At 40.1% G+C, this 15,193-nt stretch carries 17 protein-coding genes and 2 pseudogenes; 4 read left to right on the top strand and 15 right to left on the bottom strand.

The features are described 5' to 3' along the window. Positions 1 to 3: 3 nt before the first annotated feature. Positions 4 to 1,275 carry an MATE family efflux transporter gene (locus tag MTN97_RS11735; protein ID WP_248474480.1) on the bottom strand — a complete coding sequence of 424 codons (1,272 nt, stop codon included), beginning with the start codon at positions 1,273 to 1,275 and terminating at the stop codon, positions 4 to 6. Between the two features lie 42 nt (positions 1,276 to 1,317). On the opposite strand from MTN97_RS11735, the gene MTN97_RS11730 reads away from it, so the two are divergent. Beyond that, positions 1,318 to 2,343, top strand: a complete 1,026-nt coding sequence (locus tag MTN97_RS11730) for a polysaccharide deacetylase family protein (protein WP_248474458.1) — start codon at positions 1,318 to 1,320, stop codon at positions 2,341 to 2,343. Between the two features lie 3 nt (positions 2,344 to 2,346). Here the strand turns inward: MTN97_RS11730 and MTN97_RS11725 are convergent. The 8 genes and pseudogenes from MTN97_RS11725 to MTN97_RS11695 form a co-directional block, all read right to left on the bottom strand. Further along, positions 2,347 to 2,841, bottom strand: a pseudogene (locus MTN97_RS11725) (CheB methylesterase domain-containing protein). A 276-nt stretch (positions 2,842 to 3,117) separates the two neighbouring features. Further along, a pseudogene (locus MTN97_RS11720) lies at positions 3,118 to 3,675 on the bottom strand (CheR family methyltransferase); the annotation flags it as partial. Positions 3,676 to 3,744: 69 nt separating this feature from the next. Then, positions 3,745 to 3,870, bottom strand: coding sequence for a hypothetical protein (locus tag MTN97_RS17920; protein ID WP_282447371.1), 126 nt, complete (start codon positions 3,868 to 3,870; stop codon positions 3,745 to 3,747). Positions 3,871 to 3,940: 70 nt separating this feature from the next. Beyond that, positions 3,941 to 4,558, bottom strand: a complete 618-nt coding sequence (locus tag MTN97_RS11715) for an SCO family protein (RefSeq protein WP_069438575.1) — start codon at positions 4,556 to 4,558, stop codon at positions 3,941 to 3,943. Further along, the gene (cyoE, locus tag MTN97_RS11710; RefSeq protein WP_248474457.1) at positions 4,555 to 5,484 is read right to left on the bottom strand and encodes a heme o synthase; all 930 of its coding nucleotides are present in this window, start codon (positions 5,482 to 5,484) and stop codon (positions 4,555 to 4,557) included. Before cyoE ends, MTN97_RS11715 begins: the two co-directional genes overlap by 4 nt. Before the next feature lie 12 nt (positions 5,485 to 5,496). Then, entirely contained in the window at positions 5,497 to 6,486 is a 990-nt protein-coding gene (locus tag MTN97_RS11705; protein ID WP_036980520.1) for a COX15/CtaA family protein, read from the bottom strand. Between the two features lie 12 nt (positions 6,487 to 6,498). Next, a complete protein-coding gene (locus MTN97_RS11700; RefSeq protein ID WP_069438574.1) occupies positions 6,499 to 6,993 on the bottom strand; it encodes a transmembrane cytochrome oxidase associated protein in 495 nt (164 codons plus the stop codon). After that, entirely contained in the window at positions 6,983 to 7,723 is a 741-nt protein-coding gene (locus MTN97_RS11695) for an SURF1 family protein (protein WP_013466137.1), read from the bottom strand. Before MTN97_RS11695 ends, MTN97_RS11700 begins: the two co-directional genes overlap by 11 nt. A gap of 14 nt (positions 7,724 to 7,737) precedes the next feature. Between MTN97_RS11695 and MTN97_RS18030 the strand changes: the two genes are divergently transcribed. Next, entirely contained in the window at positions 7,738 to 8,046 is a 309-nt protein-coding gene (locus MTN97_RS18030; RefSeq protein ID WP_076922637.1) for a DUF2909 family protein, read from the top strand. Here the strand turns inward: MTN97_RS18030 and MTN97_RS11685 are convergent. The 5 genes from MTN97_RS11685 to lexA all read right to left on the bottom strand — a co-directional run bounded on the left by MTN97_RS11685 (position 7,949) and on the right by lexA (position 13,235). Then, complete coding sequence (locus MTN97_RS11685; protein WP_013466138.1) at positions 7,949 to 8,824, bottom strand: cytochrome c oxidase subunit 3; 876 nt, start codon at positions 8,822 to 8,824, stop codon at positions 7,949 to 7,951. The genes MTN97_RS18030 and MTN97_RS11685 overlap by 98 nt on opposite strands. Positions 8,825 to 8,859: 35 nt before the next feature. Beyond that, on the bottom strand, positions 8,860 to 9,390 hold the full coding sequence (locus MTN97_RS11680) for a cytochrome c oxidase assembly protein (RefSeq protein WP_248474456.1): 531 nt from the start codon (positions 9,388 to 9,390) through the stop codon (positions 8,860 to 8,862). Continuing rightward, the gene (ctaD, locus tag MTN97_RS11675) at positions 9,390 to 10,982 is read right to left on the bottom strand and encodes a cytochrome c oxidase subunit I (RefSeq protein WP_028834828.1); all 1,593 of its coding nucleotides are present in this window, start codon (positions 10,980 to 10,982) and stop codon (positions 9,390 to 9,392) included. Before ctaD ends, MTN97_RS11680 begins: the two co-directional genes overlap by 1 nt. Next, positions 10,982 to 12,124 (bottom strand): cytochrome c oxidase subunit II, encoded by a 1,143-nt coding sequence (gene coxB, locus MTN97_RS11670; RefSeq protein ID WP_036980527.1) that lies wholly within the window; start codon positions 12,122 to 12,124, stop codon positions 10,982 to 10,984. Before coxB ends, ctaD begins: the two co-directional genes overlap by 1 nt. Before the next feature lie 493 nt (positions 12,125 to 12,617). Continuing rightward, a complete protein-coding gene (lexA, locus tag MTN97_RS11665; protein WP_008114166.1) occupies positions 12,618 to 13,235 on the bottom strand; it encodes a transcriptional repressor LexA in 618 nt (205 codons plus the stop codon). 198 nt (positions 13,236 to 13,433) lie between these two features. Here lexA and MTN97_RS11660 point away from each other — a divergent pair, with 198 nt between their 5' ends. After that, positions 13,434 to 13,877 carry a PaaI family thioesterase gene (locus tag MTN97_RS11660; protein WP_013466144.1) on the top strand — a complete coding sequence of 148 codons (444 nt, stop codon included), beginning with the start codon at positions 13,434 to 13,436 and terminating at the stop codon, positions 13,875 to 13,877. Between the two features lie 29 nt (positions 13,878 to 13,906). Here the strand turns inward: MTN97_RS11660 and MTN97_RS11655 are convergent, their stop codons facing one another. Next, positions 13,907 to 14,287, bottom strand: coding sequence for a hypothetical protein (locus MTN97_RS11655; protein WP_036983336.1), 381 nt, complete (start codon positions 14,285 to 14,287; stop codon positions 13,907 to 13,909). Between the two features lie 252 nt (positions 14,288 to 14,539). On the opposite strand from MTN97_RS11655, the gene MTN97_RS11650 reads away from it, so the two are divergent. Further along, positions 14,540 to 15,193 (top strand): endonuclease, encoded by a 654-nt coding sequence (locus MTN97_RS11650; protein ID WP_028834827.1) that lies wholly within the window; start codon positions 14,540 to 14,542, stop codon positions 15,191 to 15,193.

The raw sequence follows: 15,193 nt of genomic DNA, 5'->3' as shown, positions 1-15,193 counted from the left end.
GGTTTAATCAAGTAATTGATTATTGGCTTTTAGCTGCTGATATTTAATGATAAGTGTTACACCACGCATTAGCATAAAACAGCTCATTGCTAACCATAAGCCATTATTTTGCCACGACTGAAACAACCAAAATACCCCAAAAAACCCTATCGTTGCCGATAACAGCATGCTATTTCGCATTGCTTTTGCACAAGTTAAACCAACGAATATGCCATCAAACAAAAAACAACTCATTGCTAAAATTGGCAGCACAATTACCCACGGTAAGTAATATGTAGCCTTTTCAATAACCTCAGGTACATTAGTCAACAGCTTTATAATAGAGCTGCCAAATAATATAAAAAATACACTATACAAAATGCCAAACAACATGCCCCAAAATACGCTTATTTTTACCCATAGCCTTATCTTTTCAACACTTTGTTGACCTTTCGCTTGGCCTACTTTTGCCTCGCTAGCATAAGCAATCCCATCAAGCGCAAAGCTGACCAACATTAAAAAGTTGAGTAGTACCGCATTGGCGGCCAATGTAGTTTCACCTATACGTGCAGCATAAAAGGTCATAAAGCTAAAACATAACTGCAACACTAAAGAGCGAATAAAAATATCGCGATTTAAACTTAATAACCCTGCCATTTTTTCTATGCTAAACCAATTTGCAACCGCTAAACTTATGCTCTGTTTTTTAGCCAGTTGAACCACTAACAGCAAAGCAAAAATTAAAGCCGTGTAATCCGCTATAAATGATGCCCAAGCCGCCCCTGCAACCGCCCAATCAAGATAAACTACAAAATAAATGTCGAGTACAATATTGGTAATATTAGTGACTAACAATAAATAAAGTGGCCCTCGCCCATAATGAACGCCGAGCATCCAGCCTAATAAAACTAAGTTACATAGTGCTGCTGGGGCGCTAAAAATACGAATACTAAAATACCGATAGGCCTCATTGAGCACATCACTATTGGCAGCAGATAAATACGCAATGGCGTGTTTTATAAGGGGGGATAATAAAATCAGAATTAGAGCTACGCTGCTGGCCAATAACAAACTGCGTTTGAGTAAAGCTGCCAGTTGGGTCAAATTATTTTTACCATAAGCCTGTGCCACCAGCCCAGTGGTGCTCATTCTTAAAAAGCCAGCAAGCCAAAATAAAATGGAGATCACGGTAGAACCTAAGGCAATTCCCGCTAAATAATGCGCACTCCCCAGGTGACCAATCACTGCCGTATCAACAATTCCTAACAACGGCACAGTAATATTTGATAATATCATTGGACCGGCTAACAACAACAAGCTTTTATGGTGTGCTTTATTATGTATAAGAAATTGTTTCATTTAGTATTATTGTTCCTGATTTGTGGTTCTTTACGTGCGCAAGCAGTTGTTATTCTACAGTATCATCACGTCAGTGAAACCCTTCCCGCGGTGACCAGTGTAAGCGCCAACACTTTTACTAAACACTTAAATTATTTAAAAGAGCATAACTTTAACGTTATTCCACTAAATGAGCTGATTAGCGCATTAAAACAAGGTAAAGCTTTAGACGATAAAACGCTCGCGATTACTTTTGATGATGGATACAACAATAACTACGAACAAGCTGCGCCTATTCTTGAGAAATTTGGCTATCCGTACACTATTTTTGTAAACCCTAAACTCATTGATGAAAAAGCGAGCTACGTTATGGGGTGGGATAAGCTCAGAGAACTGGCAAAAAAAGGTGCCCTTATTGCCAATCATAGTGCCGAGCATAACTATCTGCATAGAAAGCGCGAAAATGAAACGCAAAGCCAATGGCGTGAACGCACTAAAAACGACATTCTTAGTTCACAGCAGCGTATAAAAGAAGAAATAGGCCACGATTATAAATACCTTGCCTATCCCTACGGAGAGTTTAACAATCAGCTACAAGCTATCGTTACTGAACTAGGCTTTATTGGCATTGGTCAGCACTCTGGTGCAGTTAATCAACATTCTAATTTTAGCCGTTTACCACGTTTTCCCGCATCTGGTTTTTATAGCAAATTAGATACGTTAATTACCAAGCTCAATTCAACTGCTTTTACTATTAATAAACTAACCTATAAAGATAGTGTAACCACACAAAATCCACCGTCGTTAACTATAAATCTAAAGACTGATGACTTTCATAAAAGCCAATTTGCCTGTTATGTATCAAGCGTTGGGCAAGCTAATTTAAATTGGTTAAACGATAATACGGTTGAGGTGACCTCGCCAAAGCAGCTTAATAAAGGCCGCTCTCGCTTTAACTGCACCGCCCCATCAATAAAAAAAGCAGGCAGTTATTATTGGTTTTCACAGCCTTGGGTGATCAATTAAATTCTATTGTTTAATCACTTGATTTAATAACCGCTGGGTCATTTTATCCAGCGGTACGACCTCATTTGCAGCCCCGATATCAATAGCAACCTTGGGCATTCCCCATACTACAGACGAAAACTCATCTTGTGCCAATGTATAAGCCCCTTGTTGTTTTAACGCCAGTAAACCTTTCGCGCCATCACTTCCCATACCGGTTAATAGTGTGGCAACAATATACTTAGCACCAATTTCAAGTAATGAGTTAAACAGTACATCTACTGCGGCTTATGCCTATTTACAGGTTCACCATCATCAAGCTGACAATATAATGCACTACCTTGTTTGTTAATACGTAAATGTAGCCCGCCAGGGGCTATATAAGCGCATCCTGCTACCAGCTTGTTGCACTTCTTTTACGTTAATGGTACGGGTGCGCTGCATTCGCTCTGCAAATGAGGTACTAAATACAGGAAGAATATGCTGCGTTATTACAATGGGTGGGCAGTTTTTTGGCATGCGTATAAGTACTTCTTTTATCGCCTCAGTGCCTCCGGTTGACGCACCAATCGCAATCACTTTATTTACTAAAATTGGGCATTAGTGGGGATGGGTTCTGCTACAGCACTATTTTTTTATAGACTCGAACCCGTGCACTGGCTGCCACTCTGACTTTTTGCTAAACAATATCAGCATATTGACTCATTTGCTCCTTGACATTAACTGTTGGCTTAGCAATAAAGTCAACTGCACCAATCTCAAGCGCTTCAAGCGTAATGGGTGAACCTTTTTGTGTTTTAGCCTTATAACTTTGCCCATCTTTACTGGTTAAAAACCAGCGTTTTAGTAAAGCATCATCAAGACCATTTACGTTCGCTGCGGTATAAATACCACTTTGCGCCTTCGCCAGTACATTAGAGTCAAGATCAGTGGCTAACATCTTCACATCCCAATCACTTGGAAAAGCTCTTTGCAGCGTCATTGCTAAACTATAGGGCTCTTCACCGGTAGAGCAGCCTGCAGACCAAATTCGAACGCGCTTAGTCTGTTTATTTTCTTAAACAGGGTTGGTATTAACTGATCTTTTATAAACTCAAAATGATGCATTTCACGAAAAAAAGAGGTTAGATTAGTGGTAATGGCATTGATAAATGTATCAAACTCCTGATCTTTATGATTTTTTAAGTAATCGAGGTAGCTTAAAAAGTTTGTTAATTTTCGCTCACGAATTCGTCTTGCCAAGCGTGAGTAGACCATCTCTCGCTTATGCTCTCCTAGTACAATACCGCAGGCGTTATAAACTAAATGAGCCACTTCCTTAAAATCACTACCCGTTAATAAAAACTCTTTCATTATTTGCTCTCATTTAAAAATAAAGCGAGATTCACGCATACATTGCAGGTGAACCTAACTAAAGTGAGTTTAAAACTCCTCCCACTCTTCAGCCGAGTCTACAAAATTTTCACCTTTGCTTTTATTACTAACGAAGCTATTTTGTTGCTGATAAGATATTTCAGGTGTGCGAATAATAGGCGATACCACTGTCATATCTTGCTGGCCTAATGAGAAAAAGTGCAGTAAACATAAAACCCCTTTAAAATCGTAAAACCTTTAAAAGCTAGTTTTTGTAGTATTCGGCTATTTCAATAAATTCTGCGGTTAATTTTGTAGTATTAACCAAAGGCACATCACCTTGTTTAAATTCAGGCTTAAAAATAGCTCTTAGTGCGCCACTGCCATCAACAAGGGCAACAGATGCACTATGATCCACCGCATAATCAGATTCATTACTATCACTAATTGCGTAAATTAATCCAAGCTCGCGGACAAATGGAAATAAGTCTTTATGCTCACCTGACACAGCTAAAAAATCTGGATTAAAGTAATCTATGTACTCTTTACGTTTTTGGGCAATATCACGTTTAGGATCAACAGATATAAACCATACTTGTAGTGGGTACTCAGCCTGCAAATTTTTATAGATATTGTTGAGCTTAGCTAGCGTCATTGGGCAAATATCAGGGCAACTTGTGTAACCTAAAAACACTAAATTCCATTGACCTAAAAACTGCTGTTTGGTTACTAACTTCCCTTGTTGATCATTCAACGAGAAATCAGATAACGGCTTTGCGGTTTCATAAACTAACGCATCAAGATCTTGTAAATTTTTTTTATCACTACAGGCCGATAAAAAGAGTACTGAAAAAACAACTAAACCACACCATAACTGCTTCATATAACTAGCCATTTATCTATAAATAAGATGATAAATAGTACCATCAAATGAATAATCGAAAAACGAAATAAATCCATCGCAGTGTCTTCTTTGGCAGCAAACTTTAAGTTAATTGCTTTGTATATAAATACAATATTGAGAAGACATGCCCCGCTTAGATAAATAAGCCCTGACATGCCAATCAAATAAGGAAACACACATACAATGGCGAGTAATACCGAATATGCAAGCACGCATGTTTTACAAAAATCGATACCATGGGTGACCGGTAACATGGGGATTTTAGCCCGCTCATAATCACTTTTACGCGCGATGGCGAGCGCCCAAAAATGAGGTGGGGTCCAGGTAAATATAATCATCACCAGCAACCAAGGGGCTGCCGCCATTTGATTTGTTTCAGACACCCAACCGAGTAATGGAGGCATTGCACCGGCTAATCCCCCTATAACTATATTTTGTGGTGTGGCACGTTTTAAAAATGACGTATAAATAAACGCATAACCAACAAGTGCAAATAAGGTCAGTATGGCTGTGAGCGTATTTGCCCACAATATCAGCATAATAAACCCAGCACCCCCAATCACAGTGGCAAAGCTCAGTGCATGTAATTTACTTAAACGCCCTTTAGCAACAGGGCGATGGCGGGTGCGTGCCATTTTGCTATCAATTTCACTATCAACAACATGATTAATGACTGCGGCGGCCGCAGAGAGTAATCCAATCCCTAATAAACTGATGAACTGAACCCCAACACCTCTGCCAACATCAGGGGCTAGCGCTAAGCCAACCCATGCTGTTAACACTAGCATAGCCACTACTTTAAATTTACTTATTGCCAAATAATCTTGGATTAAGTGGTAACTTTTAGTCAATAACGATGCGCTGTAAACGGGCTGCATTGCTTTTTTATTAATTGTAAGTGCCATAATCATTCCCCTCTAAGTACTTACTTTTAGGTAATAACATAACCTAACCATAGTTAGTAACAGTATGGCAGCCATTAAGTTATGCGCCAGTGCCACGCCTAACGGAAAATGAAAATGCACCACGGCTAACCCTAAAGCTATCTGGCAAAATAACGCCACTAACACACTCACCGTACAGCTTTTAATTTTTTGCGAATAGGCATGACTGTATATACGCCACATCACCAAGGCTAAAACAATGCAAGTCACTAAGGCCCATATTCGATGCAGTAAATGAATCGACATACGCGCCTGTTGCGACAACACACCAAATTCATAATTACTGTGCTCAAGGGGGAGCTGAAAGACACTACTGAATGAAAAAGGCTGAGCGTAACTACATAGCGGTAAGCCATTACAATGTGGAGCCGCATAATTAGCCGCTAACCAACCTCCGAGGGCGATTTGTAAAATCAGTACCGTTAATGCCACGAGGCTTAATTTAAAGTGAGGTTTTGCGCCCGCATCACCACCTGTAATAGGTTGGCTGGTCAGACGCAAATACAATAGCGTTAATAACGCTAAAATACTAAATCCTCCGAGCAAATGCCCCATAACTATAAGCGGCTGTAGGTTCATAGTAACCGTCCACATACCTAATGCGGCCTGAAAAATAACAAGCAGCAGCAATATCATAGGCAACCTTACAGGCGTGGTTGGGTACTGACGCTTTAGAAAAGCTAAAATAAACAACACTAAAATTAATACCCCAAGCGTGCCTGCAAAGTAGCGATGGATCATTTCTTTCCATGCTTTTGCTTTTTCAAATATCATATCGGGATAACTTTGAATCGCTTGTGCAATCTCTGCTTCGTGTTTAGGCACGGTTAAAAAGCCATAACAACCAGGCCAATCGGGACAACCAAGCCCAGCGTCACTTAAACGCGTGTATGCGCCCAGAGCCACCACAATTAATGCGAATAAACTCGTTGCTAATACCAAATTTTTATAGTTTTTATACATAGCATCCTCTACTTAGCTCGAACGAGAGTAATTGAGTAATTTTTTTAGATCTTTTAATAACCCTTTTTGGATCAAACGGTTTTCTTGTGGTTGAGAACTAAATGGATACTCCAGTACAATTAGCCCCATATGATCGATTAAATACAAACTGGCAGGCTTTAACTGCTGTTGCTCATCAATAACATGCCAACGCGTTGTAACTAGCTCAGGCTGTCCCATAATAGCCATATCAACTTTGTGTTGGTTTTTGCCAAGGGCAATATATAAATTGTCTAAAGCGGCTAATTGCTCTGTGCAAGACGCTTTGCATTGTGCTGAATAATTTAAAGCGATGGTCCATTGCTTAGGGTTATGCTGCGCCCAATTGTCTAGCTTAATTTCACGCTCTAAAAATTCACCATGGTTAGTAATTGCTGTAGGTAGCCAATCAAGTTTTAACGCGCTGTAAGCCAGCACTAAGGGAATAGCGCAGCACACAGCAAAGAGTAACAGGGGTTTATTTTTCATTATCTATCCTCTTCCTGCTTGCGAAAATAGCGACCACCACACAGGCAACCGCAATTAAAAACCACTGTACTGAGTAGGCATAATGTTTTTCTGGACTCATAACAACGGCTTCATAATGAGGGGCAGCAATTTCATCAGCTTGACCTTGGCGGTAAGCCATAAAATTCACTAAAGGGCGATTAGATTGGCTACTCAATGCTTGTAAATCAATGATTTGAATTCGTTTGGCTAAATCCGACTGAGTATTGTTATTGGCTAAAGTAAAGCCACTTAAATTATCTTCTTTAATTTGTGCCGTTAACGTAAATTTACCACTGGGTATTGTTACGTTTGGTAGGATTTCTCTTGAACGTTCTGCTTTTACCCAGCCTAAGTTCACTAACAAAAAGCGTGATTCATCAGACAGTTTTAATAATGCCAGTAAGTCGTAACCAACCTGACCATTATAGATTTGGTTATCAAGCAACCAATAATTATTAGTGTCAAAATAACCATTTAACGAAACCAATACACCGGTTTTGTTCCACTCTTTTGGCAGCTGTTGTAACTCTGCCCAGCTCATTACGCCATGTTGTTGTATATTTTCAATGGCACTAAGCTGCTGTTGCTTTTGTTCTGCTCGCTGTAATTGCCAAAACCCTAGTCGCACACAAACCAATACCACAATAACAACCAAGCAAATTGTTATTATTGAGCTAAGCTTTTGTTTGTTAAATACAACTAACTGCATAAGGGTAAAATCCAGTGATTATTAAAATTATTATTGTTCTACTGTTATTATTTATATTATTTAATTTATTTCGTGCTTTATTAATTATGGTGTCAGGGAAAACCAATGGACGCCCTATGTCTCACTTTTTAGGGCGTCGGGTGCTATTTTCTGTTGTGGTATTAATGATGGTGATTGCCGCACTAAAACTTGGTTTTATTACGGCAAATCAGTCCCCCTTAATCACTAAAGCACATACACAAATACAAACAAACACAGCCAAACAACATCAACAAAATGCCAGTACCAAGCTGCAGCTTGAAAGGCAAAGTGCTTATCTTTAGTGAAATGTCCTTTCATAATGCGTAAAAACACCACCAATAAAATAATTGTTCCTAAGGTGACGTGCATGCCGTGAAAGCCGGTTAACAAAAAGAAGGTATTGCCATAAATGCCCGCATCAAGGGTTAAGTTAAGATCGTTATAAGCATATATATACTCTTCTACCTGCAGCCCTAAAAAGCACACTCCGAGTAAAATGGTCGCTCCCAAGCATACTTTGAGTGGGGTACGTTTATTATTTTCCATCGCCACATGGGCAAAATGTAAAGTTACCGACGAGGCAAGCAAAATAAGGGTGTTGATAAGCGGCAACCCTTGCCAGCCCATTGCTTGGGTCGTGGTGCCTCCTGGGGTATTTAGCAATGGCCACATGGCTTCAAACGTCGGCCACAATACTTCATTTGTCATGGCGTTGTTATCCGCACCTCCAAGCCAAGGCACAGAAAACATGCGAGCATAAAAAAGCGCCCCAAAAAATGCCATGAAGAACATCACTTCTGAAAAAATAAACCAGCTCATACCTTGCCTAAAAGAACGGTCCATTTGTGCAGAATAAAGCCCTTGATCAGACTCGTGTATGACATTTTTAAACCAGCTAAACAGCATGTAAAGTAGTACAGCTATACCTACGTATAACAAGTAAACGCCATTACCACCCTCTTTGCCCATATCCATTACGGTTAAGGCTGCGCCTACCGCAATAAAAAATAACGCAACTGCCCCAACTATTGGCCATGGACTTTGCTCTGGTACATAATAATGTTCATATTTTTGATTCATTTTATTTGCTCCTAGTTTTTCACCAGTTTTATAAGCTAGTTATTACTGGCTACTAGCCTCTCGCTAATATCAAATACGGTATAAGACAGGGTTAACTCTTCTACATCACTGGGTAATTCAGTATCTACATAAAACAATAATGTAAACTCCAGCTCTTCACCTGCCTTTAACGGTTGCTGATCAAAGCAAAAACACGCTATTTTGTGTAAATACTTGGCCGCTTTTCCTGGTGCTACCGACGGTATAGCCTGCATTACTTTATCTTCATTGCTGTTATTTTTAGCGCTAAACTTAACTTCACGCATGGCCCCAGGCTTTACATCTACACTGTACTGTTTAGATTTAACTTCAAAAGGCGCACCACTTTGCGCATGCGTAGTGAAACTAACGCTGACTTCTCTATTTTCAGTGACCAAGGTACTTTGCTGTGCCTGCTCTAACGAGGGCTTACCATTAAGCCCCGTTATATCGCAAAACACGTCATACAAAGGGACCATGGCAAATGCAAATGCAAACATTGCAATGCAAATCACCACCAGCTTTTTTAATAACGGCAAGTGAGTCATTATTTAATGTCCGGCGGCGTTGAGAACGTATGATAAGGCGCAGGTGAATCAACTTCCCATTCAAGCCCCTCAGCTCCATCCCAAACTTTTGCAGGCACTTTGTCGCCCCCTTTTGCACATTTATACACAACCACCACAAATAATAATTGCGATAAACCAAAGGCAAACCCACCTATACTAATAATGGCGTTAAAATCAGCAAACTGTAGCGCATAATCTGGAATACGGCGTGGCATACCGGCTAACCCCACAAAATGCATTGGGAAAAACAGCACATTTACACTTATTAACGACAACCAAAAATGCCATTTTGCTAAGGTAATATTGAACATGTTTCCGGTCCATTTTGGCAGCCAATAATAAGCCCCCGCCATAATAGAAAACACCGCGCCCGTTACGAGTACATAATGAAAGTGTGCAACCACAAAATAGGTATCATGATATTGGAAATCGGCAGGTGTAATCGCTAGCATCAATCCCGAAAAACCACCTAAAGTAAACAACACAATAAATGCGATACTAAACAGCATTGGCACTTCAAAGCTAATAGACCCGCGCCACATAGTCGCTACCCAGTTAAATACTTTTACGCCGGTAGGTACCGATATCAGCATAGTCGCGTACATAAAAAACAACTCACCCGCCACGGGCATACCAGTGGTAAACATATGATGCGCCCACACAATAAAGCTCAACAAGGCAATGGAGGAGGTGGCATACACCATAGAGGCATAACCAAATAGTTTTTTACGTGAAAAGGTGGGAACAATCGTAGAAATAATGCCAAAGGCAGGCAAAATCATAATATAAACTTCAGGGTGACCAAAAAACCAAAAAATATGTTGGAACATCACCGGATCGCCACCACCAGCGGCATCAAAGAAACTGGTCGCGAAGTATTTATCGGTGAGCACCATAGTAACTGCACCAGCAAGTACCGGCATAACTGCAATAAGTAAAAACGCCGTGATCAACCATGTCCACACAAATAACGGCAGCTTCATCCACGTCATACCCGGAGCACGCATATTTACTATGGTGACCACCACATTAATGGCCCCCATAATCGAACTAATACCCATAATATGCACAGCAAATACAAACATTGCTGTGTTGTCGTTACTATAAGTGGTGGAAAGCGGCGCGTAAAAGGTCCAACCAAATGCAGGGCCACCACCAGGCATAAATAATGAAGCTAATAGGATTAAAAACGCAAACGGTAAAATCCAAAAGCTCCAGTTATTCATTCTCGGTAAGGCCATATCTGGCGCACCAATCATTAGCGGGATCATCCAGTTTGCCAAGCCGGTAAAGGCTGGCATAACCGCACCAAACACCATTATTAAACCATGCACTGTGGTCATTTGATTAAAAAAGTGAGGATCAACCAGTTGTAGGCCCGGCTGAAATAACTCAGCTCGAATAACCATCGCCATTGCCCCACCAATTAAAAACATGGTGAGTGAAAAAATTAAATATAAGCTACCTATATCTTTATGGTTGGTTGTAAATAACCAGCGCTTAAAGCCTGTGGCAGGTTGATGGGCATGATGAGCCTCATTGGTATTAGGTTGTTCTGCAATGCTACTCATTATTTAGCCTCCCCATCAGCATCCAGTGCCGCTTGTATCTCGCTCGGTTGAATTACATCACCAGTGTCATTACCCCACGCGTTGCGTTTATAGGTAATAACAGCTGCTATTTGCTTGATTGATAATTGCTTTGCGAAAGACTGCATAGCCGTACCCGGTTTACCGTGGAGCAAAATATCTATATGCCCTTTGATATCACCTATGACTATTGGGCTGCCTTTAAGAGCCGGAAAAACACCTGGTAAGCCTAAGCCAGTTGGTTGATGGCACGCCGCGCAGCTCGCCATATAAACCTGCTCACCAAGCGCCATCAGCTCTTCTTTTGGTACAACTTGGTCTAATAACGCAGCGTCTGCCTCAGCTGCTTTTTGTTTGGCTTGTTTAGCCTCTGCTAACCACGTTTTAAAGTCTTCTTCTGTTTTAGCTTCTACTACAACAGGCATAAAACCATGATCTTTACCGCAAAGCTCTGCACACTGCCCACGGTAAGTACCGACCTCATTAATATTAGTCCATGTTTCGTTAATAAACCCAGGGTTTGCATCTTTTTTAACGGCAAAGTCAGGCACCCACCATGAGTGAATAACATCATCTGAAGTCATTAAAAAACGTACTTTTTGATTAATTGGTAGTACCAGCGGTTTATCGACCTCGAGTAAATAGTTCGGGTTTTTATCAGCAAGATTGGTTATTTCATTTTGAGGGGTAGCTAGCATGGAATAAAACTCAACGTCCTCCCCCATATACTCGTAATGCCACTTCCACTGTGAGCCTGTAATTTTAATGGTGAGATCAGCTTTGCTGGCATCCTCCATGGCAATTAAGGTTTTAGTCGCAGGAATGGCCATAACAATTAATATGACAAAAGGGATCGCAGTCCACAGTATTTCTACTTTGGTGCTTTCATGGAATTGGGCAGGGACAGCCCCTTTAGATTTGCGATGATGAATGAGTGCCCAAAACATAATGGCAAACACGATCACCCCAATCACACAACATATTAAAAAAATAGTCATGTGCAGTTGGTATACATTATTACTTATATCGGTTACGCCTTTACGCATATTATATTGGCTATTAGCAAGCACATTCTGCGAAAAAACAAACAATATAAGCCACAAGGAAGAACTCAGCTTACCCATGTGACGGCTCCTTTGATGCTATTGCTGACGCAAAGCGAAGAGGCATACGGCTTAAACGCCTATTCGTTATTTTTATTTTTTATAAGGGTGCTGGATTTAGTAAATGTGTGTTCTCAAAACGACTAAGCTGTGAGTTATTTTTATTCCAGCTCTTTAATAACTAGTTAAAAAATAAACAATAAGCAAGGTGAGTATGAAAAATAGACAAGGTGAATTTTTTAAAATGCGCAGTTAAAAAATAGCAACCAGTCAGGCAATTAATCTAAGAGTCAGGTTTAGTAGGGGGTGTATTGAAATTACAGGATAGAAATATAAAAAAATTGTTAACTTAAAAAAGCAGAGTAAATTTGTTTATTTATAAAGTATTTAGTGATTTTATTTATGATAGGGGGAGCACTTAACATCATATAGTCATACATTTGATAAGTTAGACATTGTGCTGCTAACAAACCCAGCGCCTAATCACCATTAAGCGCTAAATTATGCTTTAATACTACATCCAGTCAGCGTTACGAATAACACCTACCGCTAAGCCTTCAATATTGAACGACTCATTTTCTAAATCGACCTCAATAGCTGAAAACTCATCATTTTCAGCATGTAAGAGTACTTTTCTGCCCGCTTTTTCTAAACGCTTCACGGTTACATCGTCGTCAACACGGGCAACAATAACTTGTCCATTTTCGGCAACTTGGGTTTTATGCACAGCAAGTAAATCACCATCCATAATACCAATATCTTTCATACTCATACCGTTAACACGCAATAAAAAATCGGCCGCAGGTTTAAACATTAAAGGGTCAATTTTACAGTGGCTTTCTACATGCTGTTGCGCCAATATTGGCTCACCGGCAGCCACCCTGCCAATTAAAGGTAAGCCTAACTGCTCTGGCTCCTCTTCTTCAACAAGCTGAATTCCGCGACTCGCGCCTGGCTTCATTTTAATAACACCTTTTTTGGCCAATGCTTTTAAGTGTTCTTCTGCAGCATTTGCACTTTTAAAACCCAGTGTTTGTGCAATTTCGGCACGTGTAGGAGGCATACCAGTGTCTTTAATAAACACTTTAATGAGTTCGAGTATTTGCGCTTGGCGTTTCGTTAATGGTCGCATACAACTGGTTTTCCATACAGTACAATTAACTGTGAGTATATACAGTTATTTAAAAATCGCAAATATAAATTAATGCCTTATATTCTGTTATCATCAAACAATAACCTACTTTAAAAGCAGGGTAATAAATGTAATTATTAGCAACGCATTATCATATTAATAAATTTTAATTCTCGATTACTTATCCAAGGAGCTAGCATGAGTATTTGGCATCAACCGATTACATTAGAGTTTTGTAAGCAATTAGATCAAGGTATTACAGGCCAAGGGACACTCATGAAAACCATGGGAATAGAGATCAGTGAAATTGGTGATGACTACTTAGTGGCAACTATGCCGGCAATTCCAGAGCATCATAACCCTATGGGTATCGTTCATGGTGGTGCAAATGTGGTACTTGCTGAAACAGTAGCAAGTTATGCCGCTAATTTTGTGGTTGATTTCAATCGGTTTTATTGTGTTGGCCAAGAGATCAGTGCAAGTCATTTAAAGGCATCACGCAATGGCACATTAACGGCCACAGCGAGAGCTTATCATATCGGCAAACGCAGCTCGGTTTGGGATATTAAAATAACCAATAGCCGCAATGAGCTTTGCTGCGTATCACGTATGACCGCAGCCGTAGTAGAGCGAAAAGGCTAGTAAATCTGTTAACCAAGGTTGAGGTTAAATTACTTTTCGAGAGGGTAAATAGTAATTTCCACGCCTGCACCAATTGCAGATATACGTAACAAGGTATCTGCATGTAAAGCTTGGTTAAAGCATTTTGGCGAAGTGCCAGACTCAAAACCCATATCGAATGTTCTGCGTGAACAACTCAACCATTGCTTTAATGCATTGCGTGAACACGACTCGATTAACTCGCACAAGTGATTAATCGCTTTATCTGGCGTGGTTATTTCACCTGCAACCTCAATGCGAGCAAGTTGACGGTATTCGTCTTTATCATAATGTAAAATAGTTGCGACCTTTTTTAAATCAGCAACTAATACGCTAATATCTTGCTTTGACTCAAGCTCTAGATCTACATTTAAAAATTGAATTTCCGACATTATCTCGTTTTTACCCTCTATTAATCTCATTGCAAACTTTAACGCAGTTTTACCGTTATACCAAATCAACAACGCAGGAATCACTGCATTAACGCGTTTTTAGCGTTAGCCTCTGAATATTACCCACTATTTACTCCTAAAAAACGCCCTACACAAAATACGCAAATTAAAATTAAAGCATGCCGGCGGCGGTTTACTTTTTTATTCTAGGCCTTAAACTAGCCGCTCCTGTAGTTCACGTATGTGATGGATATGATTCGGTTTATTTTAGCTTTGTTGGCTTGCTGTGCTTGTTTTTCAGCAATGGGCGAACAATTTACGCGGTTTTCGAGTGCCAAAAAGCACTTAATTAATACCCTTCCCGAAAACGCTAAAAGTATTTATTGTGGTTGCGATATAAAAAAACAAGGCAAAAAGTTAGTACCCGATCCTACCCATTGTGGCTACGTGCCTCGCAACACACTAACCCGCTCAGGCAAAGTAAATCAACGTGCATTGCGAATTGAATGGGAACATATTGTCCCTGCATGGGAATTTGGTCACCAGTTACAATGCTGGCAAGATGGTGGGCGTAAAAACTGCCGCAAAGTTAGCGCTAAGTTTCGCTTGATGGAAGCCGATATAAACAATTTAGCCCCTGCAATCGGTGAAATTAATGCCGATCGCTCAAACTACCGCTTTGGTATGTTAGCCCAAAACGCGACGCAATATGGTCGCTGTGAGGTTAAAGTTAATTTTAAACAACGTGTTGTTGAACCGCCTGTTCATGCACGTAAACGCATTGCCGATGCGTACGCTTACATGCAAAAAACGTATGGTTTAAAAATTTCAGCTAAACAACAAAAGCTATTTAATGCTTGGCAACAACAAGCTTATGCTGCTAACACAAATAGTAAAAAGCTGTAA

The organism is Pseudoalteromonas sp. 2CM36K (assembly GCF_023161865.1).
Classification (GTDB): Bacteria; Pseudomonadota; Gammaproteobacteria; order Enterobacterales; family Alteromonadaceae; genus Pseudoalteromonas; species Pseudoalteromonas tetraodonis.
This window is presented reverse-complemented; position numbering and strand designations above follow the sequence as displayed.

Excerpts from the sequence above, each read along its gene's own strand:
- MTN97_RS11715 (WP_069438575.1), bottom strand. The coding sequence starts at position 4,558 with ATGAAGCAGTTATGGTGTGGTTTAGTTGTTTTTTCAGTACTCTTTTTA.
- lexA (WP_008114166.1), bottom strand. The coding sequence starts at position 13,235 with ATGCGACCATTAACGAAACGCCAAGCGCAAATACTCGAACTCATTAAA.
- MTN97_RS11735 (WP_248474480.1), bottom strand. The coding sequence starts at position 1,275 with ATGATATTATCAAATATTACTGTGCCGTTGTTAGGAATTGTTGATACG.
- MTN97_RS11680 (WP_248474456.1), bottom strand. The coding sequence starts at position 9,390 with ATGACTCACTTGCCGTTATTAAAAAAGCTGGTGGTGATTTGCATTGCA.
- MTN97_RS11730 (WP_248474458.1), top strand. The coding sequence starts at position 1,318 with ATGTATAAGAAATTGTTTCATTTAGTATTATTGTTCCTGATTTGTGGT.
- MTN97_RS11705 (WP_036980520.1), bottom strand. The coding sequence starts at position 6,486 with ATGTATAAAAACTATAAAAATTTGGTATTAGCAACGAGTTTATTCGCA.
- ctaD (WP_028834828.1), bottom strand. The coding sequence starts at position 10,982 with ATGAGTAGCATTGCAGAACAACCTAATACCAATGAGGCTCATCATGCC.
- MTN97_RS11685 (WP_013466138.1), bottom strand. The coding sequence starts at position 8,824 with ATGAATCAAAAATATGAACATTATTATGTACCAGAGCAAAGTCCATGG.
- MTN97_RS17920 (WP_282447371.1), bottom strand. The coding sequence starts at position 3,870 with ATGACAGTGGTATCGCCTATTATTCGCACACCTGAAATATCTTATCAG.
- MTN97_RS11660 (WP_013466144.1), top strand. The coding sequence starts at position 13,434 with ATGAGTATTTGGCATCAACCGATTACATTAGAGTTTTGTAAGCAATTA.
- cyoE (WP_248474457.1), bottom strand. The coding sequence starts at position 5,484 with ATGGCACTTACAATTAATAAAAAAGCAATGCAGCCCGTTTACAGCGCA.
- MTN97_RS11695 (WP_013466137.1), bottom strand. The coding sequence starts at position 7,723 with ATGCAGTTAGTTGTATTTAACAAACAAAAGCTTAGCTCAATAATAACA.
- MTN97_RS11700 (WP_069438574.1), bottom strand. The coding sequence starts at position 6,993 with ATGAAAAATAAACCCCTGTTACTCTTTGCTGTGTGCTGCGCTATTCCC.
- coxB (WP_036980527.1), bottom strand. The coding sequence starts at position 12,124 with ATGGGTAAGCTGAGTTCTTCCTTGTGGCTTATATTGTTTGTTTTTTCG.
- MTN97_RS11655 (WP_036983336.1), bottom strand. The coding sequence starts at position 14,287 with ATGTCGGAAATTCAATTTTTAAATGTAGATCTAGAGCTTGAGTCAAAG.
- MTN97_RS11650 (WP_028834827.1), top strand. The coding sequence starts at position 14,540 with ATGATTCGGTTTATTTTAGCTTTGTTGGCTTGCTGTGCTTGTTTTTCA.